Genomic DNA, 24,766 nt, shown 5'->3' with positions numbered 1-24,766 from the left:
AGCTACGCGGCGTTGCGGTTTATTTGGCCCGGCGTTCCTTGTTCGCCTGCGCGACGACCGATCCCGCCAGCGTCTTGGTGTCCTTTGAATATTTATCGCTGTGAAGAACCTGCCCGGCCTTATGTTCCATCTGGGCGCCCGTTTGGTTCTTCGTATGCGTTTGCGATAACGCCGAGGCAGCAAGGCTCTTGGCAATCACCGACGCCTTCGGGTCGTGCAGCGTATGCGACGCCAGCGTGGCGACTGCCTTCGATGTTTGTTTCGTATTGACCGGCATGTGTGTCCTCTCATGACTTATTGATAGCTCGTCGCGAAGCCGCCGCGAGCACCGGTCATACCCCGACCGGTTCGCCAGTCTCCTGTGAGTGTCTGCCGACATCTATACGAATCCTCCTATTTACGTGTCTGGTTTTATAATCCCGGGCATGCCAAAAGCTCCTCTTGCCGGTACTCATGCGTGGCGCGAGCGCCCGCTTCCCACTTTCTCCGCTGATCAGAAAGACTGGCTCACGCGCGGCGGTTCGCTGACCGCGCATTTGCGTGAACTGGGCGATGTCACCGTCCATGTCACGCGTGAGGCGGTCGGTCAGCCGTGGCGCGACGAAGCCGCCGCGCTGGACATCACGCCGCGCACGCCGGTATGGGTCCGCGAAGTCGTGCTGAATGTGAATCGCGTGCCGTTCGTCGCCGCGCACAGCGTGGTGCCGCTCGATGTCAGTTCGGGCGTGTGGCAGGCAATGCGGCGCTTGAGAACGCGGCCGCTCGCCGAGTTGTTATATAGCGACAGCAGCGTGTGGCGTTCGCCGCTCACGAGCCGAAGGATCGACGCACGCGATCCGCTATACCGGCTTGCAGCCAGGCAAATACCGCATGAAAAACCGCATGCCTTTGTCGCGCGCCGTTCGGTGTTCGTGAGACTGGGCGCACCGCTCATGGTCAGCGAGTGTTTCATGCCGGCCCTATGGTCGTTTCTCGCGCGTGGCGATGCATGCTGAAAGGCTTTCCGCCCGTCGCCGATGAAAACACCCATACGCTGATCCTTGGCAGCTTTCCCGGCGTGGCGTCGCTGGTGGCGACGCAGTACTACGCGCATCCGCGTAACCAGTTCTGGCGGCTGGTGGGCACAGTGATCGAAGAGCCGTTGAACGAGCTTCCCTACGACGACCGCGTGCTCAGGCTCCTGAAACACGGCATTGGCTTGTGGGACGTGCTTGCCGCGTGCGAACGCGAAGGCAGCCTGGACACAGCGATCCGCAACGCCAACCCCAACGACTTCGCTTCATTTCGCCTTCATGCGCCGCGGCTGAAAAAGCTCTGCTTCAACGGCAAGACCTCGGGGCGTTTCGAGCCCGTGATCCGCGCGGCCGGCTACGAAACCCTGGTCCTGCCGTCGTCGAGTCCGGCGAATGCTATCCTCTCGTTCGATCAAAAATTGCGCATCTGGCGCGACATCCTCAAATGACCCAATTAATCAAACGTGCGTCGGCTGAAGCGCGCGCGTTCGGCGGCAAGCGCCAAGACAAGAAACACGACAAGCAACTGAAGAAGCAGGACAAGCGCCTCAAGCGCGAACGCGATGACGATCTCGACGACGCGCCGCGCATCGATGTCCCCCGCAAACCGCGCTTCGCGCCGGTGACGTTCTCGGAAGAGGACGGTGTGCGTTTCCTGCATTTCGGCACCGAGTGGGTGCAAGGCGCAATGCGCCTGAAGAAGCCGAATCATCTCGAGCTTGAATACGCCCAGCAGATGATGGCGTGGCTGTTGTTCATCGAAACGCCGAAGCGCATTGTGCAACTCGGTCTCGGTTCGGCCGCGTTGACCAAGTTCGCGCATGCGTTTTTGAAGCGCGCGAAGGTGGAAGCGGTCGAGCTGAACCCCTCCGTCGTGATAGCGGCGCGTACGATGTTCGAGCTGCCCAACGACGACGCGCGTCTCACCGTCCACGAGCAGGACGCGTATGACTTCGTCAACGACCGTGCGAATCACGGCACCATCGGCGCCTTGCAGATCGATGTCTACGATGCCACCGCGCGCGGCCCCGTGCTCGATAGCACCTCGTTCTATCGTGCGTGCCGTGCCTGCCTGACTGCGCCGGCGGGCGTGGTGACGGTCAACCTGTTCGGCGACCACCCAAGCTTCGTGCGCAACATGAAGCGCCTGAACGAAGCCTTCGATGGCCGCGTGATCGCGCTGCCCGAAGTTCACGACGGCAACCGCATTGCCATCGCGTTCGCGGGTCCTGCACTCGACGTGCCGTACGCGCAGCTTGAACAGCGCGCGAAGCTGATCGAGAAGGAATTGAAGTTGCCGGCGCGTCAATGGGTGAAGGGCCTGTCGATCAGCGCAGGCGGGGACAATGCAGCGAGCTTTTCGATCTAGTCGCTGACGAGGAACGAACCCGCGCCGAGCCGAGCCACGCAATAAAGAAGATATTACATGGTGCTTTCGGCGTTCATTACGGTTCGGGTTCGCCCTGCTTGACCCACTTTTATGCGTCCATATACTCCACGTGTTATTTCGGGGCGCTATTAGACTGAGCTTTGCCGCGAGATCCGCGCAGAGCAACAGTCTGGAAGCATATTTCAAGAGAAAAGAGGAGGCCGTCATGGCTCAAGAAGCGGTGGCCGCCACGGGTCAAGTCCGCAACAAGCAGTGGCTCTGGCTGCTGGTTCTTCCCTGGATCGGCGTTGTCTGGGTGCCGTTTTACAACAAGATTGAACCGGTGCTCTGGGGCTTTCCGTTTTTCTACTGGTACCAGTTGCTCTGGGTGCTGATCAGCGCGGTCATTACGGCGGTGGTCTATGTGAAGACCAAGCCTATCCACGACGTTCCCAAGCTCACGCCGGGGAGCCCGCGATGATGAATTCCACCGCAACCTTCGTCTTCGTCCTGTTTTTTATCGGCGTGACGATCCTGGGTTTTGTCGCCGCTCACTGGCGCAAGGCCGATCTGGGCCAACTCGATGAATGGGGTCTCGGCGGCCGTCGCTTCGGCACGATCGTCACGTGGTTCCTGTTGGGTGGCGACTTATATACGGCATACACGTTCGTCGCGGTTCCCGCGCTGGTGTTCGGCGCCGGCGCTACCGGCTTCTTCGCGTTGCCGTACACCATCCTGATCTATCCGTTCGCTTTCGTGGTGTTCCCGAAGCTGTGGGCGATCTCGAAGAAGTTCGGCTACGTGACCGCCGCCGACTTCGTGCACGCCCGCTACAACAGCCGCATGCTGGCGCTGGCCATTGCCGTGACGGGGATCATCGCGACCATGCCGTACATCGCGTTGCAACTCGTGGGCATTGAAGTGGTGATCGGCGCGCTCGGCTTCGATACAACGGGCTTCATCGGCGACCTGCCGCTGATCATCGCGTTCGCGATCCTGGCGGCCTACACGTACACGTCAGGCCTGCGCGCGCCGGCCATGATCGCGGTCGTGAAGGACGTGCTGATCTACATCACGATCATCGCGGCAATGATCATCATCCCGGCGCAGCTCGGCGGTTTCGGCGCGATCTTCAGCCATGTCGATCCGGCAAAGATCCTGCTGAAGGCACCGGATGCATCGAGCCTGAACGGCTATAGCGCTTATGCAACATTGGCGGTCGGGTCGGCGCTTGCGCTGTTCCTGTATCCGCACTCGGTGACCGCGGTGCTGTCGTCGAAGTCGGGCAACACGATCCGCCGCAACATGGCGCTGCTGCCGGCGTACTCGCTGGTGCTCGGGCTGCTCGCGTTGCTGGGCTACATGGCGCTGGCATCGGGCGTGAAGGACATGCCGGAATTCGCTCCGTACTTCAAGGCGTACGGTTCGAACTTCGCGGTCCCGGCGCTGTTCCTGCACTTCTTCCCGTCGTGGTTCGTGGGCGTGGCGTTTGCGGCTATCGGGATTGGCGCGCTGGTTCCGGCTGCCATCATGTCGATCGCAGCGGCCAACCTGTACACGCGCAACGTGCATAAGGAGTTCGTGAACAGGAACATGTCGCCGGAGCAGGAGACCAATGTCGCGAAGCTGATGTCGCTGCTGGTGAAGGTGGGTGCCGTCGTGTTCATTCTTGCGCTGCCGCTGACCTACGCCATCCAGTTGCAACTGCTCGGCGGGATCTGGATCATCCAGACGCTACCGGCGCTGGTGCTCGGGCTTTACACGCGGGTCCTGGATCACCGTGGCCTGCTGCTCGGCTGGGCTGCCGGTATTGCGACGGGTACGTGGATGGCGGTCTCGCTGAAACTGGCGGGCTCCATCTTCACGATCCACCTGTTCGGCTATGCGATCCCCGGTTACGCCGCGGTCTGGGCGCTGGTTGTCAACCTGGTGGTATCGATCGTGGTGAGTATCCTGGTGCGCGTGATCGGTCTGAAGCGTTCGCATGACCATACGAGTCCCGAGGATTACCTGGACGTCGCGGAAACCTGATCCAAAGGGGAAAAAGCGGGGATCCAACCCCGTTGTGTCCCGAAAGCTGGTAAAACGCCCGTAACGGATGATGTTGCGGGCGTTTTGTCTTTGCGCGCCCGGTTTCATCAGCCGTTTGTCCGTCAAACTCACCGGAACCGCATGTCCTCGACCGATACGACCAGGCCCCACCGCAGCCAGGCACGGCGCTTACTGCATGTGCTGGGCTCGCCGTATTTTCGTTATCGCTACGCCAAATACTTGCACGGGGCGCGCGTGGCGCTGGCCATGCTCGCGTCGATCGCGCTGACCTCGGGTATCAATATTCCGCATGGCGAATGGTCGTCGGTAACCTTGCTGGTGGTGATCGGCGGCTTGCAGCATCACGGCAATATCCGCAAGAAGGCCGCGGAGCGCGCGCTGGGCACGCTGCTTGGGGCGTCGCTCGGGCTTGGGCTGATCCTGCTGCAGTCGGCCACCCATTCGACCATGGTCACGTACGTGCTGCTGGCGGTGATAGCTGGCGTATGCGCGTATCACGCCATCGGCAAGCCGGGATATATCGCGTTGCTGACGGCCATTACCACGATCATCGTCGCGGGACACGGCGACCTGTCTATTGAAGTCGGCTTGTGGCGCACCTTGACGGTGCTGATCGGGATTGTCATCGCGCTTGGGTTTTCGTTCGTGCTGCCCCAATACGCCACCTATTCATGGCGCTACCGGCTCGCCGACAACATGCGAGAAAGCGCGCAGATCTACGGCGCGATCATGGAAGGGCGGCCAATACCCACCGACACCCTGACCAAGCACTTCCTCACGATGAACGCGCGGCTGGTGAGTTCGCGCTCCTTGCTGGCGTCGGTGGCGAAGGAAATCAATGTGCCGGCTGCCGTACTCGACGACATCCAGCGCCAGCACCGCTCGCTTCTCACCGCGCTCGAAATGATGGCGGCGGCCATGCCGCCCGGCGCGCCCGGATTCACCGGGAGCGCTCACACGGACGAGCGCGCGGTTCGGCACACGTTGCTGCTGATCGCCCGCGCGTTGCGTTTTGGGCGTGTGGGTTTGCTGCATGCCGCGACGGGGTCTGCCGCAGCAGCGGCGCGACTTGAACAGACGGCGAATGTCGCGGCGGGCCTTGCACCTGACCTGCAGGGACCCTACTGGCTCGCGCAACGGCTGGCGGAACAGGTCGACCGGCTGCGCGTGCGGCTGATCGAGATCGAGCGGCAATGGAACATCGAGGGCGCGCAGCCGTTTCATCGATAAAGCGATGCAGGCGAAGGCGGCGTCAGCCCTCCATGTCGCCCATCACGGTCACCATCCAAGGCATGCCGAATTTATCGGAGACCATGCCAAAACCGCTGCTCCAGAACGTCGGTTGCCAGGGCATCCGCACTTCGCCGCCCACGCTCAATGCGTCAAACATTCTTTGGCCCGCAGCGACGTCGTCGGCGACTATCGAAATACTGAAACCTGAAAAAACCTGGGGAGCAGCGTTCACGCCGTCGGACGCCATGATGACGCTCGACCCTATCCGGAAGGTGGCGTGCATGACCTTGTCCAGCCATTCGGGCGTGGTGGTGACGCCTTCGGGAGAGTCCTTGAAATGCAGGACGGACAGTGTTTGCGCGCCTAGCGCTTTTTGGTAGAACGCGAGTGCTTCTTCGGTGCGGCCGTTGAAGAACAAATAGGGTTCGAGACGCATTGGCAACTCCTGGTTTATCGGGCAGCCCCGCCGCCCGTGCCAAAAGTCTAGCCCACGCCCGGGGGCTAAAAACGCATCCCGCAGCCTCGATCCGCATAAAAAAAGGCGTCGGCGCAATAACGCCGACGCCCGTTTTCAGACGCGCAATGCAGATGTTGCGAACGCGAAATTATTTCAGCGCTTCGATCAGTTTTTCGAGCTTGACGGCGTCGGCCGCGAACGCACGGATGCCTTCAGCGAGTTTTTCGGTTGCCATGGCGTCGTCGTTGACGAGGAAGCGGAAGCTCGACTCATCGATTTCGATCTTGCTCACCGGGTCGTTCGCGACCGCTTCCGGCGACAGCTTGCGCTCGACCTTGTCGTTGCTATCGGCGAGCTTTTTCAGCAGGTCCGGGCTGATGGTGAGCAGGTCGCAGCCGGCCAGTTCCGTGATCTGGTTGACCGTACGGAAGCTCGCGCCCATCACTTCGGTCTTGTAGCCGAACTTCTTGTAGTACGCATAGATCTTGCGCACCGACTGGACGCCCGGATCGTTTGCGCCGCCCATCTTGACTTCGTCCCAATCCGCACCGGCCGACTTCTTGTACCAGTCGTAGATCCGGCCCACGAACGGGGAGATCAACTGCGCACCGGCGTCCGCTGCGGCTGCGGCTTGCGCGGTCGAGAACAGCAGCGTCATGTTGCAGTGGATGCCTTCCTTCTGCAGCGTTTCCATTGCCCGGATGCCTTCCCACGTTGACGCCAGCTTGACCAGGATGCGCTTGCGGTCAATGCCCGAGTCTTCATACAGCTTGATGATGTCGCGGCCCTTGGCGATCGAACCCTTGATGTCGAACGACAGGCGGGCGTCGACTTCCGTTGAGACACGACCCGGGACGATCTTCAGGATTTCCTTGCCGAACGCGATCAGCAACTGGTCGATGATCTGGCTCATCGGCTTGCTTGCGTGGTCCTTGACGGTCTTCTCGAGCAGCGGCTTGTAAGAGTCATTCTGGACGGCCTTCAGGATCAACGAGGGGTTCGTGGTCGCGTCTTGCGGTTTGAACTCGTCGAGTTGCTGGAAGTTGCCGGTGTCGGCGACAACGGTCGTGTATTGCTTGAGCTGGTCGAGAGCGGAGGTCATATCTGGTTTTCGGCGCGTTGTGCCGTTGTCAAAGATGCGGAGTGCCCGCGGGTGAAAGGTTTTGCGAGGCCGCCGGTGCCGATGCTGCGCCAAAGCTGCTAGCGAGCGGCTCGCCCTAGTTTGCCATTCTATTCCTGCCACGCCATTTGGCGCAGGGTACGGCATGGTTCGCGGTCGCGTTTCCTGCGCCCGGCCGCGGAACTGCTGCATTGCATACGGTGTGCAGTTCGTTTCGACGGAGGGTGGCGTCGAGAGTTCACCCGTTGAGCGGTTCGCCGCGACGGCGGGTGTTCGCTGCACGGATAGGCAGACATCCGGCGCAATCCTGATGCCTATCGCGATACGTGTTACGACACCTGTGCGCAGCGTCAACCCGTCCATTACACGTTTTTCGCGTGAACATTTCGCGTCGATGCAATCAATCTACGCCCGCCGCCCGTTGAGCACAATCTGTGTGACGACACTCGCCACGAGCCCACGCGCCGATTATTTAGACAGCGCCCGCATTGCGCTTTCGAGCCCGCCAAGCGTCAGCCCGAACATTCGCCCGCCGAGCACCTGACGAATGATCGATACCGATTGCCGGTATTCCCACAGCCTTTCCGGCTCGGGGTTGAGCCACGCAAAATGGGGAAACTGATCGGCGAGCCGCCTTAACCAAACCGCGCCGGCCTCGGCATTGTTATATTCAACGGAGCCGCCTGGTTGAACGACTTCATACGGACTCATGGTGGCATCGCCGACAAATATCAGCTTCGTATCCGGCGAAAATTTGTGCAGCACATCAAACGTGGCGGTGCGCTCGCCATGTCGCCGCCGATTATTCTTCCACAGATAGTCATAGACGCAGTTGTGGAAGTAATAAAACTCCAGATGTTTGAACTCTGATTTCGCCGCGGAAAACAGCTCTTCAACGCGCTTGATGTGGTCGTCCATTGATCCGCCTACATCCAGCAGCATCAGCACTTTCACGTTGTTGTGGCGCTCCGGCACCATCTTCAGATCCAGCCAGCCCGCATTGGCGGCGGTGCTGCGAATGGTGTCCGGAAGATCGAGTTCTTCAGCAGCGCCTTCACGCGCGAAACGCCGCAAGCGGCGCAATGCCACTTTGATATTGCGTGTCCCGATCTCGACCTGGTCGTCGTAATCCTTATAGGCGCGCTCGTCCCAAACCTTAACGGCTGTTCTATTCCCGGCGGAATCTCCGCCAATCCGAATCCCTTCCGGGTTAAAACCGCCGTTGCCGAACGGCGACGTGCCACCTGACCCGATCCACTTGCTGCCGCCTTCGTGCCGCTCCTTTTGTTCATCGAGAAGCTGCTTCAGGCGTTCCATCAATTTATCGATACCACCAAGCGCTTCTATCTGGCGTTTTTCCTCGGGCGTGAAATCCCGTTCCAGTCGTTTCTTGAGCCATTCGAGCGGTACGTCGAACGCGTCTTCATCGAGCGCTGCGATACCGTGGAAATACGTGCCGAACGCCTGATCGAATTTATCGAAATATTTTTCGTCCTTGATCAGCGTCATGCGCGCGAGAAAATAGAACTCGTCGATAGACGGTCCGATTACCTGGGCCTTGAGCGCTTCAAGCAGTGTCAGGTATTCCTTCACTGAAACGGGTAGCTTGGCACTGCGCAGGGAGTAGAAAAAGTCGATCAGCATGCCGGGCTCCTTGCCCAATCAGTCGAGCCGCGTAATGAGCCGGGATTCGAGCCGGGATTCGTGCCGCGTTTCAAGTTTGGCACGCAGATTTGCGCGCACGGCTGGCCATTCGGACTCAATAATCGAAAACACCACCGTGTCGCGGTAAATGCCGTCCCGGCCGATCTGGTGATTGCGCAGGATCCCGTCTTCCTTCGCCCCCAGCCGCGCAATAGCCGCTCGCGATTGACGATTCATGAAGTGGGTCCGGAACTCGACGGCGATGGTCTTCAGCGTGTCGAACGCATGCGAGAGCAAGAGCAGCTTGGCTTCGGTGTTGATTGCGGTGCGCTGCACGCGTTTTGCATACCAGGTGTTGCCGATTTCAAGCCGCCGATGCGCCGGTTCAACATTCATATAACGCGTGCTGCCGACTACGTCACCCGTCGTCACGTCGATGATCGTGAACGGTTGCGCGCCTTGTGAATCGCGCATGGCAAGCGCCGTGTCCATCCATGCGGAGATGGTGTCGGGCGAGGGCACGCTCGTGTACCAGAGCTTCCACAACTCGCCGTCCGCGGCGGCGTCGGCAAGTGCGTCCTGGTGCTCACGCTCGAGCGGCACGAGTCTCACATACGTGCCTTCGAGCGTAACCGGTTCGATCCAGCAGCTCATGCGGGCAGCCCTTTCAGCGGTTGTTGCGGTTCATGAACAGCAGGCGCTCGAACAGGCTCAGGTCCTGTTCGTTCTTGAGCAATGCGCCGTGCAGCGGTGGAATGACCTGTTTCTGGTCGGTGGAACGCAGCGCCTCCGGACCAATGTCCTCGGCCAGCAGCAGCTTCAGCCAGTCGAGCAGTTCCGATGTCGACGGTTTCTTCTTCAGGCCCGACACGTTGCGCAACTCGAAGAAACTTTGCATCGCGGCGGCGAGCAGTTCCTGCTTGATGCCGGGGAAGTGCACCTCGACGATCTGCTTCATCGTCGTGGGTTCGGGGAATTTGATGTAGTGGAAAAAGCAGCGGCGCAGGAACGCGTCGGGCAGCTCTTTCTCGTTGTTCGACGTGATGATCACCAGCGGCCGGTGTTTCGCCTTCACCAGTTCGTGGGTCTCGTAGACGTAGAACTCCATCCGGTCGAGTTCGCGCAGCAGGTCGTTCGGGAATTCGATGTCCGCTTTGTCGATTTCGTCGATCAGCAGCACACCGGGTTCATCGGCGTCGAATGCCTGCCACAGCACACCCTTGACGATGTAATTGCGGATGTCCTTCACGCGTTCGTCGCCGAGCTGGGAATCGCGCAGGCGCGACACCGCGTCGTACTCGTAGAGGCCTTGCTGGGCCTTCGTGGTCGACTTGATGTGCCATTGCAGGAGCGGCATGCCGAGCGCGGCGGCGACTTCCTCGGCCAGCATGGTCTTGCCGGTGCCGGGCTCGCCCTTGATCAGGAGCGGGCGCTGCAGGGTGATGGCGGCGTTGACGGCGAGCTTGAGATCGTCGGTGGCGACATACTGCGATGAACCTTCAAAACGCATGACGCGTCCCTCGGAGAAGGAAAAATTGCAGTATAAGTCAGAAGAGTTTTGGCGGCGGCGCCCCGGGAACGCCCGATCGCACGCATCCCGCGCTCGACCGGGCCATTGCTGCCGAGGAAGAAGCAAATGTCTATCGGACAGATTGTCGCAGTCTCCCGGGACCCCAGGCGCGGCGGCCTTGCGCAATGGGGCCGGCCCCGCTGCGGCCGGTGGACGCAGGGTAGGTCGCGCGGTACAATTAGCGCGATTTTTTTGGCCCGCGTGGCTGGTGAACGAACTCGCGCGAATCTGCGAGAATCCGCGCGGAGCAGTGCTCCAAGGTACGATTCAGAGCGCGTTCGTTTGACCAGTCCCGAGAAAGTCCCGGAACGCCAGGCGTCCAAGGTGCCGGATTTCCCCTCATGCCAGGTTAGAAGCTATGAATAAATTCGTCGGCAAATGTGCCGTGATCGCAGCGCTGTCGGGGCTTGCCGGCTTCGCGACACAGGCATCCGCCGATGTCGTGGGCAACGCGAAGGCAGCCCAGGGCAAAGTTGCGATGTGTATCGGGTGCCACGGCATTCCCGGTTACCGCACCGCGTATCCCGAGGTGTACCGGGTTCCCATGCTCGGCGGCCAGAGCGCGCGTTATATCGAGAACGCGTTGCATGCCTACAAGAAGGGCGACCGCCATTTCGAGACGATGCATGGCATAGCGGCCACGCTGTCCGATCAGGATATAGCAGACATTGCTGCGTATTACGCCGCGCAAACCCCCTCTTCGAAGAACAATCCCGACAAGTGATCCGCGTTGCGCCTGCATCTGGTTGGCGGATCTTAGGCGCCCATCACCCGGTAATCACTAATCGCGGATAGGAGAATTCATGAAGGCACTCGACACAGTGTTGAAGACAGCATGCACGGCAGCCGCGCTGATCGGCGCGATCGGCGTTCTGGCCATGCAGCCGGCGCATGCAGCCGATGCAAGCAATGGCAAGGTGCTCACCGAGGCCCACAATTGCGCGGCCTGCCACGGCCCGAACCTGAACAAGCCGGTGAGCGCGGAATATCCGAAGCTCGCAGGCCAGCACGCCGACTATCTCTACTGGGCGCTGCGCCAGTACCAGATGGGCAACGGCAATCCGAATTTCGGGCGCAATAACCCGATCATGGCCGCGCAGGTGCAAAGCTTGTCGCAAAGCGACCTGAAGGATATCTCGGCCTATATCGAATCGTTGCAAGGCGATCTGGTCGTGAAGAAGTAAGCATCGCCCGATTGCGGTTGTCTGCCGCTGTCTTGTGTGCGCTAAAAAAACACCCCGCCGGTGGCTACCCGCGGGGTGTTTTCGTTTTTGACTCAGCCTTTAATCCTTCAGTCTCGTGATGCCCGCTGTTCGATCAGCGCAAGGTACGCGTCGGTGTCCGGCGGCGTGTTGTTGCGCTGTGATTCCCAGATGATCTGCCCAAGGCATTCCATGATCGCGTGCTGAGCGTCGTGCGTCGAACCCAGGCGTCCGACCAGCCGCTCATGCGCGCGCCGGATGCCGGGCGGTTGATCGATGGACAGTTGCTCGGTAATGGCGAGATGCATCGATAAATGCAGGAACGGGTTGCTCTTGCCCTGATCCGGCGAATAGTCTGCATGGGTCACGTCGGGATCGGCGAGTTCTTGCTGGTATTCAGGATGCTCGCCGATCCAATCCGCGGCAATGCTCTCAAGCGGTGTCAGGACGCCGCCCTCGCGCTGCTTGCGCCAGGTGTCGGTGAAAAATTGGCGAACTTCGTCGCGGCTGGGGTTGAACATGGTTGTAGCGGTCGTTTTCAGAGGGCCATTTTAAGCTGCATCGGCGTCTCTCGCCTGCTTGCGTTCCGGCCGCCGCTTTTACTCGATAGGCGCCGGCGTCTTCGGCCGGTACTCGCACAGCGGCTCGATCGCGCAATGCCAGCATTCCGGCACGCGCGCCCGGCATACATAACGGCCGTGGAGGATCAGCCAGTGATGCGCGTCCTGTTTGAATTCGTCGGGGACGAATTTTTCCAGCGCCGTTTCGACTGCGCGCACGTCCTTGCCCGGCGCAAGCCCGGTGCGATTCGACACCCGGAAGATATGCGTGTCCACAGCGATGGTCGGATGGCCGAACGCCGTGTTCAGGATCACGTTGGCCGTCTTGCGTCCCACGCCCGGCAGCGCTTCGAGCGCCTCGCGATCGTCCGGCACCTCGCCTCCGTATTGCTCCACCAGGATCCTGCACGTGGCAATCACGTTCTTCGCCTTCGTCCGGAACAATCCGATGGTCTTGATGTACTCCGTCACGCCTTCTTCGCCGAGCGCCAGTACCTTGGCCGGCGTGTTCGCGACCGGGTACATGCGCCGCATGGCCTTGTTCACTGAGACATCGGTGGCTTGTGCCGACAGCATCACCGAGATCAGCAATTCGAACGGCGATTCATGCTCGAGTTCGGTGGTCGGATGCGGATTCAGGCTTTGCAGCGTCTCGAAGATCGCATGGCGTTTTTTAGGGTTCATCGTGTTCAGGTCTTGTTATCGCTACCAGGTTCACGGTCGGGGTCAATGGCAGGCGTCGAACTTTTCTCTTCACCTGTGCTAGTCATGCCGAGACGGCGTCGCCGGGCTTCGGCGGCATCGATCTGTGCCTGAACCTCCGGGCTGACCGCGTCGGTGTTTTTCGGTCCTGCGCCGAGTCTGGCCAGCTCTTCTTTCTTCTGGCGCGCACGGTCCATCGCGGCCTGGATGATGGCGCGCTTTTTTGCCTGCGCGTCGTCGACCGCGGCGGCGGGTTGCTCCGTTCCTGATTCAACCGATCTATCCGGTTGACTAGACGACTGAGTACCGGACTCGTTGCCAGGCTCAGTACCAGGTTCAGTAGCCGACGACCCGGCCACGCGCGCCGCCTTGCGCGCTTCGGCCGCGTCGCGTTCACGCGCGAGGCGCGCCAGGCGCCGGTCGTGCCGTTTGCGCGCCGCGTCGGCTTCCTGCTGGCTCCACGCGTCCCAGCCGGTCTGGTGGCCGGTGACCGGGACCATCGCGATGCAATCGACCGGGCAGGGCGGCACGCACAGGTCGCAGCCGGTGCAGAGCTCGGGGATGATCGTGTGCATCTGCTTCGCTGCACCAACTATTGCATCGACCGGACATGCCTGTATGCAAAGCGTGCAGCCGATGCAAAGATTTTCATCGATGATCGCAAGCGGCCGTGGCCGTTCCACACCGTTATCCGGGTTCAACGGAATGACGGGCATGCCTAGCAAGGTGGCCAGGCGAACCACGCCTTCCTGGCCACCCGGCGGGCACTGGTTGATGTTTGCATCGCCTGCGGCAATTGCTTCCGCATACGGCCGGCATGCGGGATAGCCGCATTTGGTGCATTGCGTCTGGGGCAGCCGGTCTTCGATCTGGTCGGCGAGAGTCTTGGAAGAGGTTGCAGTCACTACGGTCACATTAACGGCTTGCTAACAGCGTGGGGAGGGCGGCGCGAACCGGCTCACAAGCCAGGCGCGAATGCATGCAACACGAACGGGCCGCTCATCCGGCCTTGGCCGGGCCCGCGGGTCAGGCAAACAGACGCTTGACCATTGGGCGCTATCCGTACGATCCGCATTCGGCGACCGTGGGTGACCGCGGCGACCGCGGTGACCTTCGGCGACGGCACGTGGGGACATGTCGACCGCTCAGGTTCGCGCTCATTTTTGACGTCACGTTCGAGCGTTTCCGACCGTTGCACGGGAAGCGGCATTATCGCTGAATTTCAATCTGTTCCCAATCATTCCCAATTGCCAACATGCCAACGATGTGCACATAATCAAATCGCTTTCGATTGACTGCAGGACGGTATTCCCCACTCACGTTGGCGTAACCGATCCATCGCATGCTTCCTGAGGACACGGGAACGCGTGACGCTATCCAGATAACGCGGTTTGTCGATCACAAAGCCACCATGAACCAGCCAAAAATCAAAAGAGATCCCGAGGGTACACGCCGTCGCATCCTGCTGGCCGCCGCAGAGGAATTTGCTGCGGGTGGCTTGTTCGGCGCACGTGTCGACCAAATTGCACGCCGTGCCGAAACCAACGAGCGAATGCTCTACTATTATTTCGGCAGCAAGGAGCAGTTGTTCACCGCCGTGCTCGAACATGCATTCGCCGCGCTCACGGACGCCGAAAAGACGCTGGACCTCGACGGTGTTGCGCCCGTCGAAGCCATGACGCAGCTGGCGCATTTCATCTGGAATTATTATCGTGAGCATCCCGAACTCTTGCGGCTCATCAATAACGAAAATCTGCACGAAGCCCGCTATATAAAGGGTTCCACGCGTATTCGGGAGTTGATATCGCCGGTGGTCGCCACGCTCGCGAAGATTCTCGAACGTGGTCAGCACGCCGGACTATTTCGCAATAACGTCGACCCGCTGCGCTTTTACGTGACCTTGTCGGGCCTTGGCTATTACATCGTATCGAATCGATTCACGCTCGAAGCCACGTTCGGACTCGACTTCAGCCGCGACGCCGAACGCGATGAAATCATCAAGATGAATACGGAACTGCTGCTCGCGTATTTGCTGCGGCGCTGACGGTTGTCCGGCCTCCTTGCGGCCTCCCCGCAGCTTCCTTGCCGCAGAGGAGCCCGCAAATGAAACACGCCGCGTAAAACGCAGCGTGTTTTGTCATGCCAATTAATTTCAGGCGCTATCCGGATCAGACCGTGATCAAGCCGGGACAGCTTCCTTCTTCGGCGCCTTGTCGTGCGCGAGAATGAATTCGCGCAGTTGCGGATACACCATCGTGCGCCAGCGGCGTCCCGAGAAAATGCCGTAGTGGCCGGCTTTCTCCGCCATGTAGTGGCGTTTGTTCTTCGCCGGAATACCGGTGCACAGGTCATGCGCCGCGCGGGTCTGGCCGCTGCCGGAAATGTCGTCGAGTTCGCCTTCAATGGTCAGCAGAGCCGTGTCCTGGATATCCTGTGGACGCACGCGTTCGCCATTGACGTCCCACGTGCCTTCGGCCAAGCGGAACTCCTGAAACACAATGCGAATCGTTTCGAGGTAGTAATCAGCGTCCATGTCGAGCACGGCGTTGTATTCGTCGTAGAAACGGCGATGTTGTTCCGCATCTTCGTCGTCGCCGCGCATCAGGTTCTGATAGAAGTCCCAATGAGCCGTCACGTGCCGCTCCGGGTTCATGGCGACAAAACCGGCATGCTGCAGAAAGCCCGGATACACCTTGCGGCCTACACCCGGATAGTTCGCCGGCACCGTGTAGATCACGTTGTTCTCGAACCATTCGTATGAATGTTCGCTGGCGAGCGAGTTGACCGACGTGGGGCTGCGGCGCGCATCAATAGGCCCGCCCATCATGGTCATGGTGCGGGGCGTGTCTTCGCCGCGGCTGGCCATCAGCGAGATGGCGGCGAGCACCGGCACGGTGGGCTGGCACACCGAGATCACGTGCAGATCCTTCGCGCCAATATGGCGGATGAATTCCTGGATGTACTCCACGTAGTCGTCGAGATGGAACGAGCCGTCTTCCAGCGGCACCATGCGGGCGTCGAGCCAGTCGGTCAGGTAGACCTTGTGATCGTGCAGCAACGTTTTCACCGTGTCGCGCAGCAGCGTGGAGTGGTGGCCCGACAGCGGGGCGCAGACCAGCACGATAGGTTCGGTCTTGAGTTCGGTGACGGTAGCGCTGTCATCCGAGAAACGCTTGAAGCGGATCAGCCGGCAGAAGGGCTTTTCCAGCACGATCTGCTCGACGATAGGAATGGCATGACCGTTCTTCTCGATCTGATGCAGCTCGAACTCGGGCTTTTCGTAGTCCTTGCCGAGGCGATACATCAATTCGTAGCCGGCGGCGAGCCGGGTGGAACCGGGTACATACGCGAGGGGACTGGAAGGATTCGTGAACGACTTCGACGCCGCCTCTGCCCATGCCGTAAGGGGGCTCAACATGGCCCGCTGAAATTCGTGGAATTGATAGAGCATGTCTGACCTGTGTAAAACCGGTTCCGCCCACGTTAGTGAGCGTGTCCGGCGGTTGGCCTCTATCGGCGGTGGCGTCATGCCGGGGTCAGGATTTCGCTGGTTCCCGGCTCGGCGTGCAGTTCGTCGATTGCACCGCAATGCTGGTGCTGGCAGTTATTCGTAGCTACTTCGCTGTCTGGTTGTTGCTTATTTGCTTCACGGGCGGTCATGAGCGGTCACAAGCGTTCACGGGGAATGGGGGCAGGGTGGGCAAAGCCGGCGTTGCGCCTTCTGGGCTGAACATGGAACAGCACACGAAACACATGCCGGCTAAGCCGTGAAACCAGACCCCATTCACAATTTCAATTCGCCGAACGACCGGTCGGGAAAGCCTCTTTGATCATAGCCAAGAATAGGCTTTTGTGCAACGCAACATACGTGCTCTTTACCGCTATTCAGCGTGAATTTTGCTAAAAAATCGGTAATCCCCGTCAATCGTGCGAATAACATTACGTTTCGCTTTCTTTTGTTAACATTGCGTCCGAGGGTTTGTCCTGAGGCGACGCAGGCTGGCCCGTCACCTTCGCCATGCCTTGTTCGTGGCGCATCAGGTTCATGCCGGTATGAACCAGCGCGACATGCGAAAACGCCTGCGGGAAGTTACCAACCAGACGTTTCGCGACCGTGTCATATTCCTCGGCCAGCAGGCCGACGTCGTTCGCGAGACCGAGCAGACGCTCGAACATGGCATACGCTTCATCGTGGCGGCCTTGCAACGCCAGGTTGTCGACCAGCCAGAAGCTGCAGGCGAGGAACGTGCCCTCCCCAGGTGGCAGGCCATCCGATACTTCCGCCGTGTGGTAGCGCTTGACCAGCCCGTCATGCGTGAGATCGCGCTCGATGGCGTGGACCGTTGCAATCACCCGCGGATCTTCCGGCGGAAGAAAGCCGAGCAGCGGAATCAGCAGCAAGCTGGCGTCGAGATCGTCGCCACCGTAGGTCTGGACGAACGAGTTCATCGACGGATTCCAGCTTTTCTCGCACACGTCCGCGTGAATGGTGGTGCGCATGTTGCGCCAGTGGTCGAGCGGGCCTTCGAGGTCGAACTGTTCCGCCGATTTGATCGCGCGGTCGTAGGCCACCCAGGCCATGACCTTCGAAAACGTGAATTGCTGACGCCCGCCGCGCGTTTCCCAGATGCCTTCGTCGGCTTCCTGCCAGACGGTGTCGAGATGATTGAGCATGGCGCGCTGGATCGACCACACGGTGTCATCGCCTTGCAGGCCGCCCACGCGAGCGAGATGCAGCGCGTTCATCACTTCGCCGTAGACATCGAGTTGCAACTGGTTGACCGCGCCGTTGCCAATCCGCACGGGCTTCGAGTTTTCATAACCCGCCAGCCATTCGACCTCCCATTCCGGCAAGCGCCGCTCGCCCGCAATGCCGTACATGATCTGCACCTGATCCGGCGACCCGGCCATCACGCGGCCGAGCCATGCGCGCCATGCACGCGCTTCATCGTAGTAACCGCTGCGCATCAATGCGAGCAGGGTGATGGTGGCGTCGCGCAACCAGCAGTAACGGTAATCCCAGTTGCGCGTACCTCCGAGCTGCTCCGGTAACGACGTGGTCGGCGCGGCGACAATACCGCCCGTCGGTTCGTAGGCGAGCGCCTTGAGCGTAATCAGCGAGCGGCGGATGGCCGGACCCCAGCGGCCGTCAAGCTTGCTGCGTCCCGACCATTCCAGCCAGAAGTTCTCGGTGCGTGCGAACTGCGTATGGGGATCGAGCGCGGGAGGCAGGCGCAAGTGCGATTGCGAATACACGAGCGAGAAGGGCACGCGCTCGCCTTCGCTCACGGTGAATTCGCCGACGGTGCGCATGTTCTCGCCGGTGAGCTCGATAGGCGTGCGCAACACGCACAGATCGGGACCGGCTATTGCGCGGATGCCGCTGTCGTCGGGGAGGCGGCTGACCCAGGGAATGGATGAGCCGTAATCGAAGCGCAGCACCAGTTCCATTTTCATCTTCACGGCGCCGCGTCGTCCGACCACGATCCGCACGAGGTCGGACGCGCTGTCCCGGACCGGCATGAAGTCGATGAGCGAAACCCGGCCGTCGGGCGTTTCGAAATCGGTTTCCAGGATCAGCGTGTCGCCACGATACCGGCGGGTGATCACAGGGGGCGCTGCGCCGTCGGGCAGGTCGGGCGTGATCAGCCAGCGGCCGTTTTCGGGCGTGCCCAGCAGGGCGGCAAAACACGCGCCTGAATCGAAGCGCGGCCAGCACAGCCAGTCGATGGAACCTTCTTTCGAAATCAGGGCGGCGGTGTGGCCGTCGCCGACCAGGGCGTAGTCCTCAATCAATGCGGGCATAGGCTAGGGAAATGATGTCGATGCGGCCGCAGTGCAGGCGCCGCGTGGTTGGGGGAGGCCAGGCTGTTCCGGTCCTTCGGGCGTTCGAGCGTTCGATTATGAAGCGCATTCGTGTTCCGCGTCTTGCATGCATGTCTGTCCGCCGTTTCAGCTCCACGTTCAGCCCCACGTTTCAACGCTTCACGCCGAACCCGGGGCGCCTTGCAAAAACGGCAATCGAATGAAGGTTGAAAAAACGTGTGACAAATGCATAGAATGAAACTTCGCGCCTGACGATTCGATTCACCCAAGATAGCCATGCGGGTTCCCGGCACAGGACCTGTTGATGCACGTCACGCGCTTCCTGCTTGCTTAACGTTTCGAGGACATCGAAAGTGAAAGCCATGCTGAATCCGTCGAGAGCCGATTGCATCGCCATCCTGTCGGCTGCGAGCCGTATCGCCGATCAAAACACGTTCCTGGATCTCAATTACAAGAATCTCGGCTTGTCCCGCAACGGGATGGAAACCGCTGCGTCGTTCCTGATCGAACGCGCCTGTTTCACGCGGTATCGCGAGGCCGACGGACATACCGCTGTAGGCGGCTTGTCGCTGCAGGGCCGCATGCGGCTCGACCAGCTCGCCAATAACTGATTGCGCCGCAGCTCGCCGCGCCTTCGTCAGACTTCAGAGCATTCCTGGAACGCGGGAAACGTGAATCGCGGCCCCGCGTTCGGCGCTTGCTCGTCTTTCGGAACCTCACTCCAATAGCCGCGTCTTACGAAACGCATCCCGGATGGCCGGAGGGGCCGAGGGATGCGCCGCGCTCGACGGCTGTCAGAAATGTGTCGCGCTCAGTCCGAACACGCCGATCAGTCCGATGATGATCAGGTAAATCGCGACAATGAAGTTGAGCAGGCGCGGCACAATCAGGATCAGAATGCCTGCTATCAGCGCGACCAGCGGTCCGAGGCTCAGATGGATATTCATGGTGACTCCTTGTTGGTATTTTGATGGGAATGGGTCTGCATCATGCGCCGAAGCAGTGACAGGCGACAATCGGGCGCTGCCCACGTCTCACATGACCTGAAACAAGCCGTAATAACGAATGATCAGGAGGCGGTATGCATTTGACGGATTTCACTCATTTCCCTCGTGTGACGAGTTTTGCGCGGTTGACTTCCACGCTCCGTATCCGGAGCCTTGCACCCACGCAAACATCGTGCCGCCCCATCGCGTCAGATCATTTCAAGCCGTCCCGGCGGTCGCGATTGATGTCAAAAGGTGCTGCAGCGGGCGTTGCTGCCGTGTTGTCGCTCGCGGCTGTTCAGGCCTTCGCGCAAGGTGCGGGCGCGGCTGCGGGGGCGTCGACGAATGCTTCCGGTGCATCCGGTAACGGCGTATTCGACTTGCTCGTGGGCACGTACACCGGCAGCGGCAAGAGCGAGGGTATTTATGTGTACCGGTTCGATGCGGGCACCGGTGCGATCACGCGCCTTTCATCCGCACAGGCGGTGAATCCGTCGTATCTCGTGGTGAGCCACGATCGGCAGCATGTCTACGCGGTCAACGAACTGCCGGGGGACAACGGTCCTGCTTCGCAACGTGGCGGCATCAGCGCATTCCGCTTCGATCCGCCGAGCGGACAACTCACCTTCGTGAACCGTGTCTCCTCCGATGGCAACGATCCAGCGTATCTCGCCCTATCGCCGGATGGCCGTTATCTGCTGACCGCGAACTACTCGGTGGCATCGAATCCGGGCGGCAGCTTCGCCGTGTTTCCGCTGGAAGGCGATCGCGTCGATCCGTCCGTGCTTACCGTGCATCACGACGGCGGTGGCCCCGTGAAAGGGCGCCAGGACAATTCGCACGTGCATTCCACGGTGTTTTCGCCCGATGGCCGTTACCTGTTCACGCAGGACCTGGGGGCCGACAAGATCTATTCGTACCGGTACACCCCGGACGGCAGCCGCGGGTTATTCGGGCCTACCGAGTCGCGTTATACGCTCGTGAAACCGGGTTCCGGGCCGCGCCACCTGATCTTCGATCAGGCCGGCAAACATGCCTATCTCACGACCGAAATGAATGCGTCGGTGTCGGTGTATGACTATGACGACGGCAAGCTCACGCTAAGACAAACCCTGCCCATGACCAAGCCCGGCTTCAAAGGCAAGGTGGGCGGCGGCGCGATCCATCTGTCGCCGGATGGCCGCTTCCTGTATGCCACCAATCGCGGCGATGCGAACGAAATCCTGACCTACGCCGTGGATCCGTCGAATGGTCACCTCAAGCTGCTCGCCCGCAACTCGACGCTCGGCAAGACGCCGCGCGAATTCGCCATCGATCCGACCGGACGCTGGTTGATCGTCGGCAATCAGGACAGCGACAGCGTCTACTTTTTCCGGCGCAATCCGGACACGGGCGAACTCGCGTCCGATCCGAAGCGCCTGGAGATCGGTTCACCGGTCGATTTCAAGTTCGTTTCGCCATCCTGAAGATGGTTTCCGCAACTGTGCAGGCCGTCAGTGGTTCGCGGCCCGCACAGTTTCCTTAAGTATCACGGTGTTGGTCTAATTGGTAAGGCCGGGATCGTCCCGGTATGGAAGGAATTCAACGTTGAACATGACGTCTGCATTAAGCAGCGAGTCTGATTCCACCGCCGTCAGTACGCAGCAGGACGCGCCTGTACCACTATTCGTTCTTGATCGTGATGGGCGTGATGGTCATTTGTGCGGGCTTCACGCTGTATTTGTTGCGGCGCTTGCGGTTGTGGTGACGTAGTGCGGTCGATGTCCAGGCTTGGTTTTGCAACCCCGCCTGAGCATCGGTCATCTGATAATCGCTTAGTCTGCCGGTCCCGGTGCGAGCACTTCGCGGTTCCCGTTTGTGCCCATCGGTGAAACCAGGCCCGCTGTTTCCATCTGTTCGACCAACCGCGCCGCGCGGTTATAGCCAATGCGCAATTGCCGCTGCACCGACGAAATCGAAGCCCGGCGCGTGCGCAACACAAACGATACCGCTTCGTCATAGAGCGGATCGGCTTCGGCATCCGGCGTATCGCCGAACAGGTCCGGCGTACCGCCTTCGGGCGTCGGTCCTGACAAGATCCCTTCCTCGTACTCCGGTTCGCCGAATTGCTTCAGATACTCCACGACACTGTGCACTTCCTCGTCCGCGACAAACGCGCCATGCACGCGTTGCGGATAACCGGTGCCGGGCGGCAGGAACAACATGTCGCCGGCGCCGAGCAGGGACTCCGCGCCCATCTGGTCGAGGATCGTGCGCGAATCAATCTTCGAAGACACCTGAAACGCCACTCGCGTCGGAATGTTCGCCTTGATCAGGCCGGTGATCACGTCCACCGACGGCCGCTGCGTCGCGAGAATCAGGTGAATGCCGGCCGCGCGCGCCTTTTGCGCCAGCCGCGCGATCAACTGCTCGATCTGCTTGCCGGCAACCATCATCAGGTCGGCAAGCTCGTCGATCACGACCACGATCATCGGCAGTTTGGCGAGTGGTTCGGGGGCGTCGGGCGTGAGCGAAAACGGGTTCGTCAGCTTCTTGCCGGCAGCTTCGGCATTGCGAATTTTCTGGTTGAAACCCTGCAGGTTACGCACGCCCACCGCCGACATCAGCTTGTAGCGTTTCTCCATTTCCCCGACACACCAGTTCAGCGCGTTCGCGGCCAGCTTCATGTCGGTGACCACCGGCGCGAGCAAATGCGGGATGCCTTCGTACACAGACAGTTCCAGCATCTTCGGGTCGATCATGATCAGGCGCACATCTTCCGGTTTCGCCTTGAAGAGCAGCGACAGGATCATTGCGTTGATGGCGACGGATTTGCCGGAACCCGTCGTGCCCGCCACCAGCATGTGCGGCGCGCGCGCGAGGTCGGTCACGACCGGATTGCCGATGATGTCCTTGCCCATCGCGATCGTGAGGAACGACTTCGAGTCGCGATAGACATCGGCTTCCAGGATTTCGGAGAGCCGGATCATCTGCCGTTTGGCGTTCGGCAGTTCGAGCCCCATGCAGGTCTTGCCGGGAATGGTTTCGACCACGCGGATGGACGTGAGTCCGAGCCCGCGCGACAGGTCCTTCATCAGGCCGACGATCTGGCTGCCGCGCACGCCGAGCGCCGGCTCGACTTCGAAGCGCGTGATGACCGGTCCCGCCGATGCACCGACCACCGTGACCGGCACCTTGAATTCCTGCAGGCGCTGTTCGATCAACTGGCCCGTTTCAGCGAGATGTTGTTCGGAGACGGGTTCGACTTCGTCGGACGCGGGTTCGAGGAGATCGAGGCCGGGGAGATCGACGGCCGACGCCGCAGGCGCGTGGAACTCGAATTCGGTCGCGATGAAACCGCGCACCGGCGGGCGGGGATCGGGTTGCGGCGGGGTGGTTTCAGGGGCAGGGATAGGGGTAAGGGTCGAACCCGCGCGCGGGAAGTGGACGACGTTCGAGGCGTGGTCCGGGCTCGGCTCGGGTTCGTGTTGTGCTTCGGGCGCGGTTTGCCATGGCGTTTGCGTTTGGGCGTGCGTCGCGTATCCGTTCGCGGTGCCGGTGCTGGAGTGGGCATCGACGTTGGTTTCGGCCTCGGATTCTGCTTCGGCTTCGTCCGGCGCGGTGTATGTATCGACGACTCTGAACGGCGGACGCGCGGCGCCAGCCTCGGCTTGCCATGGCGGCGTTTGGACCTGACCTGCGGACGGCGTTTCAGCGCTTGCCGATACCGGCGATGACGGTGTCGTTGCAGCGATGTCTCGCGCCGTCTGCACGGGGTGCGTTTGACCCGCGCGAATAGCCCAAGGCGGCAGATCGGCGAGATGGGTTGATGTGTGCGTTGGTGTTGGCGTCGTTGCTGCCGTTTGTGGCGACGTCGATGCTTCCGGCGCTGCCGGTTCCTGGTGCGCAAATGAACCGTTCGACGGATTGCTCGGCACACCGGAAGCGGTCAGGGGAGCAGTTCCATCAATGCTGGCCGGCCACGTGGGATTCGGCGTTTGATCTGCAGGCCGGTTGTTATCGACGTGCAGCATCGGCTGGTTCGATGCAGGGTTCGATGCAGGGTTCGAGCGGGCATCGACGTGCGCCGCGACCGGGTTGGTTGCGCTCGCTTGTTGGGCCCCGTTGTCGTGCGCTGTTGGCAAAGCGGGGTCGGGCAGGGCGGCCGTCGACGCAACCGGCGAGGGCGCGATCGCGTTTTGCGTCGTGCTTGCCGAGGCGGCGGGCTGGCTTGGTGTTGTCGGTGACGGCGTGTTTGTGTTCGGTGTCAGGGGCGAATCGGAGGCGATAGCGCTTTTCGCAAGATCCGATGCACCCGGCATCGGCGTGCTTGAGGTTGCGTGATTCACGGGATCAACGCCAACCGAAGATGCCGAGACGGCAGACGGTGCAAGCGCTGACGCCGGCGATGCAACTGACGTAGTAATCGGCGCGGACGCTGGTAAAACGGAGCCCGCAGAATTGGCCGAAGCGGCCAGCGCACCCGAAGCACCCGAAGCACCCGAAGCACCCGAAGCACCCGAAGCACCCGCAGCATTCAACGCCGCCGCGCCTTGCCTGTTGTTAGCACCACTCGCGTCAGGCACCGCTCCCGCTTCCGGCGCGGCATCGACACCGCCTCCGCGCGTGGTCCATTGCGCCGTGCTTTGCTCGATGGAGCGCAACGTTTCCTTGATATGTTCAGGTGCTGGCGGCGGACCGGCGGGCTTGGCCGGAACGGCCGCCGACGATGTTGTCGAAGCAAAAAAAGATTCGCTCGACACCACCGGAGGAACTGCTTTGCCGCGGGCCGGGTTCATCGATGTAGTGTGCGAAGCGGCGTGAGAAACGCTGGAGGAACCTGACGAACGGACAGCGCCCGGTGCGCTCTGGTTCAGTGACGAACGCGATACATCTGAACGCTGTGGCACGCCAGAATCGACAGAGCGGCCGGTTGCTCGTGTTGTCGATGTCGGAGCGACACTGGGCGGTACGGTACCCGCCGAACCCGCCGAACCCGCCGAACCCGCCGAACCCGCCGAACCCGCCGAACCCGCCGAACCCGCCGAACCCG

26 protein-coding genes and 1 pseudogene are annotated in these 24,766 nt (G+C 60.8%); 11 read left to right on the top strand and 16 right to left on the bottom strand.

Features of this window, described 5'->3' with window-relative positions; genetic code table 11:
* Positions 1–19: 19 nt before the first annotated feature.
* Complete coding sequence (locus tag AWB69_RS32825; RefSeq protein WP_062090986.1) at positions 20–277, bottom strand: hypothetical protein; 258 nt, start codon at positions 275–277, stop codon at positions 20–22.
* Positions 278–425: 148 nt separating this feature from the next.
* Between AWB69_RS32825 and AWB69_RS32820 the strand changes: the two are divergent.
* From AWB69_RS32820 to AWB69_RS32795, 6 genes and pseudogenes are all read left to right on the top strand, one after another.
* Positions 426–977 (top strand): annotated as a pseudogene (locus AWB69_RS32820) (chorismate--pyruvate lyase family protein); the annotation flags it as partial.
* An 11-nt stretch (positions 978–988) separates the two neighbouring features.
* Complete coding sequence (locus AWB69_RS32815) at positions 989–1,462, top strand: DNA-deoxyinosine glycosylase (RefSeq protein ID WP_062090985.1); 474 nt, start codon at positions 989–991, stop codon at positions 1,460–1,462.
* On the top strand, positions 1,459–2,382 hold the full coding sequence (locus AWB69_RS32810) for a class I SAM-dependent methyltransferase (RefSeq protein WP_062090984.1): 924 nt from the start codon (positions 1,459–1,461) through the stop codon (positions 2,380–2,382). Before AWB69_RS32815 ends, AWB69_RS32810 begins: the two co-directional genes overlap by 4 nt.
* 226 nt (positions 2,383–2,608) lie before the next feature.
* Complete coding sequence (locus AWB69_RS32805; protein WP_062090983.1) at positions 2,609–2,863, top strand: DUF3311 domain-containing protein; 255 nt, start codon at positions 2,609–2,611, stop codon at positions 2,861–2,863.
* Positions 2,863–4,413, top strand: coding sequence for a monocarboxylate uptake permease MctP (gene mctP, locus AWB69_RS32800; RefSeq protein WP_062091010.1), 1,551 nt, complete (start codon positions 2,863–2,865; stop codon positions 4,411–4,413). The genes AWB69_RS32805 and mctP overlap by 1 nt, the downstream gene beginning before the upstream one ends.
* Before the next feature lie 141 nt (positions 4,414–4,554).
* The gene (locus AWB69_RS32795) at positions 4,555–5,664 is read left to right on the top strand and encodes an FUSC family protein (protein WP_062090982.1); all 1,110 of its coding nucleotides are present in this window, start codon (positions 4,555–4,557) and stop codon (positions 5,662–5,664) included.
* Positions 5,665–5,686: 22 nt separating this feature from the next.
* Here AWB69_RS32795 and AWB69_RS32790 read toward each other — a convergent pair whose 3' ends face one another.
* From AWB69_RS32790 to AWB69_RS32770, 5 genes are all read right to left on the bottom strand, one after another.
* Positions 5,687–6,103, bottom strand: a complete 417-nt coding sequence (locus AWB69_RS32790) for a VOC family protein (protein WP_062090981.1) — start codon at positions 6,101–6,103, stop codon at positions 5,687–5,689.
* A 169-nt stretch (positions 6,104–6,272) separates the two neighbouring features.
* Positions 6,273–7,226, bottom strand: a complete 954-nt coding sequence (gene tal, locus AWB69_RS32785; protein WP_062090980.1) for a transaldolase — start codon at positions 7,224–7,226, stop codon at positions 6,273–6,275.
* A 486-nt stretch (positions 7,227–7,712) separates the two neighbouring features.
* The gene (locus AWB69_RS32780) at positions 7,713–8,888 is read right to left on the bottom strand and encodes a vWA domain-containing protein (RefSeq protein ID WP_062090979.1); all 1,176 of its coding nucleotides are present in this window, start codon (positions 8,886–8,888) and stop codon (positions 7,713–7,715) included.
* An 18-nt stretch (positions 8,889–8,906) separates the two neighbouring features.
* Positions 8,907–9,542, bottom strand: coding sequence for a GNAT family N-acetyltransferase (locus tag AWB69_RS32775; RefSeq protein ID WP_062090978.1), 636 nt, complete (start codon positions 9,540–9,542; stop codon positions 8,907–8,909).
* A 13-nt stretch (positions 9,543–9,555) separates the two neighbouring features.
* The gene (locus tag AWB69_RS32770; RefSeq protein ID WP_062090977.1) at positions 9,556–10,398 is read right to left on the bottom strand and encodes an AAA family ATPase; all 843 of its coding nucleotides are present in this window, start codon (positions 10,396–10,398) and stop codon (positions 9,556–9,558) included.
* A gap of 418 nt (positions 10,399–10,816) precedes the next feature.
* On the opposite strand from AWB69_RS32770, the gene AWB69_RS32765 reads away from it, so the two are divergent.
* A complete protein-coding gene (locus tag AWB69_RS32765) occupies positions 10,817–11,182 on the top strand; it encodes a c-type cytochrome (protein ID WP_062090976.1) in 366 nt (121 codons plus the stop codon).
* A 79-nt stretch (positions 11,183–11,261) separates the two neighbouring features.
* Entirely contained in the window at positions 11,262–11,642 is a 381-nt protein-coding gene (locus tag AWB69_RS32760) for a c-type cytochrome (RefSeq protein ID WP_062090975.1), read from the top strand.
* A gap of 107 nt (positions 11,643–11,749) precedes the next feature.
* On the opposite strand, the gene AWB69_RS32755 is transcribed toward AWB69_RS32760, so the two are convergent.
* The 3 genes from AWB69_RS32755 to rsxB form a co-directional block, all read right to left on the bottom strand.
* Positions 11,750–12,181, bottom strand: coding sequence for a DUF1841 family protein (locus AWB69_RS32755; protein WP_062090974.1), 432 nt, complete (start codon positions 12,179–12,181; stop codon positions 11,750–11,752).
* Between the two features lie 78 nt (positions 12,182–12,259).
* On the bottom strand, positions 12,260–12,904 hold the full coding sequence (gene nth / locus AWB69_RS32750; RefSeq protein WP_062090973.1) for an endonuclease III: 645 nt from the start codon (positions 12,902–12,904) through the stop codon (positions 12,260–12,262).
* A 5-nt stretch (positions 12,905–12,909) separates the two neighbouring features.
* Positions 12,910–13,827, bottom strand: a complete 918-nt coding sequence (gene rsxB / locus AWB69_RS32745; RefSeq protein WP_062091009.1) for an electron transport complex subunit RsxB — start codon at positions 13,825–13,827, stop codon at positions 12,910–12,912.
* A gap of 506 nt (positions 13,828–14,333) precedes the next feature.
* On the opposite strand from rsxB, the gene AWB69_RS32735 reads away from it, so the two are divergent.
* A complete protein-coding gene (locus AWB69_RS32735) occupies positions 14,334–14,966 on the top strand; it encodes a TetR/AcrR family transcriptional regulator (protein ID WP_062091008.1) in 633 nt (210 codons plus the stop codon).
* 135 nt (positions 14,967–15,101) lie between these two features.
* Here AWB69_RS32735 and AWB69_RS32730 read toward each other — a convergent pair whose 3' ends face one another.
* The 3 genes from AWB69_RS32730 to AWB69_RS32720 all read right to left on the bottom strand — a co-directional run bounded on the left by AWB69_RS32730 (position 15,102) and on the right by AWB69_RS32720 (position 18,727).
* On the bottom strand, positions 15,102–16,373 hold the full coding sequence (locus AWB69_RS32730; RefSeq protein WP_062090971.1) for a polyhydroxyalkanoate depolymerase: 1,272 nt from the start codon (positions 16,371–16,373) through the stop codon (positions 15,102–15,104).
* A gap of 74 nt (positions 16,374–16,447) precedes the next feature.
* Entirely contained in the window at positions 16,448–16,582 is a 135-nt protein-coding gene (locus AWB69_RS50465) for a hypothetical protein (RefSeq protein WP_269447513.1), read from the bottom strand.
* A 279-nt stretch (positions 16,583–16,861) separates the two neighbouring features.
* Positions 16,862–18,727 (bottom strand): glycoside hydrolase family 15 protein, encoded by a 1,866-nt coding sequence (locus tag AWB69_RS32720; protein WP_062090969.1) that lies wholly within the window; start codon positions 18,725–18,727, stop codon positions 16,862–16,864.
* A 383-nt stretch (positions 18,728–19,110) separates the two neighbouring features.
* On the opposite strand from AWB69_RS32720, the gene AWB69_RS32710 reads away from it, so the two are divergent.
* A complete protein-coding gene (locus AWB69_RS32710) occupies positions 19,111–19,359 on the top strand; it encodes a hypothetical protein (protein WP_062090967.1) in 249 nt (82 codons plus the stop codon).
* Between the two features lie 183 nt (positions 19,360–19,542).
* On the opposite strand, the gene AWB69_RS46240 is transcribed toward AWB69_RS32710, so the two are convergent.
* On the bottom strand, positions 19,543–19,695 hold the full coding sequence (locus AWB69_RS46240) for a DUF3096 domain-containing protein (protein WP_075583384.1): 153 nt from the start codon (positions 19,693–19,695) through the stop codon (positions 19,543–19,545).
* Between the two features lie 284 nt (positions 19,696–19,979).
* On the opposite strand from AWB69_RS46240, the gene AWB69_RS32705 reads away from it, so the two are divergent.
* Positions 19,980–21,200, top strand: a complete 1,221-nt coding sequence (locus AWB69_RS32705) for a lactonase family protein (protein ID WP_082913683.1) — start codon at positions 19,980–19,982, stop codon at positions 21,198–21,200.
* Positions 21,201–21,396: 196 nt separating this feature from the next.
* On the opposite strand, the gene AWB69_RS48125 is transcribed toward AWB69_RS32705, so the two are convergent.
* From AWB69_RS48125 to AWB69_RS48860, 3 genes are all read right to left on the bottom strand, one after another.
* Positions 21,397–21,537: a hypothetical protein gene (locus AWB69_RS48125; protein WP_156529039.1), complete on the bottom strand. Its 141-nt coding sequence runs from the start codon at positions 21,535–21,537 to the stop codon at positions 21,397–21,399.
* 11 nt (positions 21,538–21,548) lie between these two features.
* Complete coding sequence (locus AWB69_RS49765) at positions 21,549–24,377, bottom strand: DNA translocase FtsK (protein ID WP_062090966.1); 2,829 nt, start codon at positions 24,375–24,377, stop codon at positions 21,549–21,551.
* A 16-nt stretch (positions 24,378–24,393) separates the two neighbouring features.
* Positions 24,394–24,766, bottom strand: a 373-nt coding sequence (locus tag AWB69_RS48860) for a hypothetical protein (protein WP_197500374.1), incomplete at its 5' end; no start/stop codon positions are given.

Origin of the sequence: Caballeronia udeis (assembly GCF_001544555.2) — a bacterium.
In the GTDB taxonomy this organism is placed as follows: domain Bacteria; phylum Pseudomonadota; class Gammaproteobacteria; order Burkholderiales; family Burkholderiaceae; genus Caballeronia; species Caballeronia udeis.
Note: the sequence above shows the minus strand (reverse complement) of the source record. Positions and strands in the feature narration are given on the sequence as shown.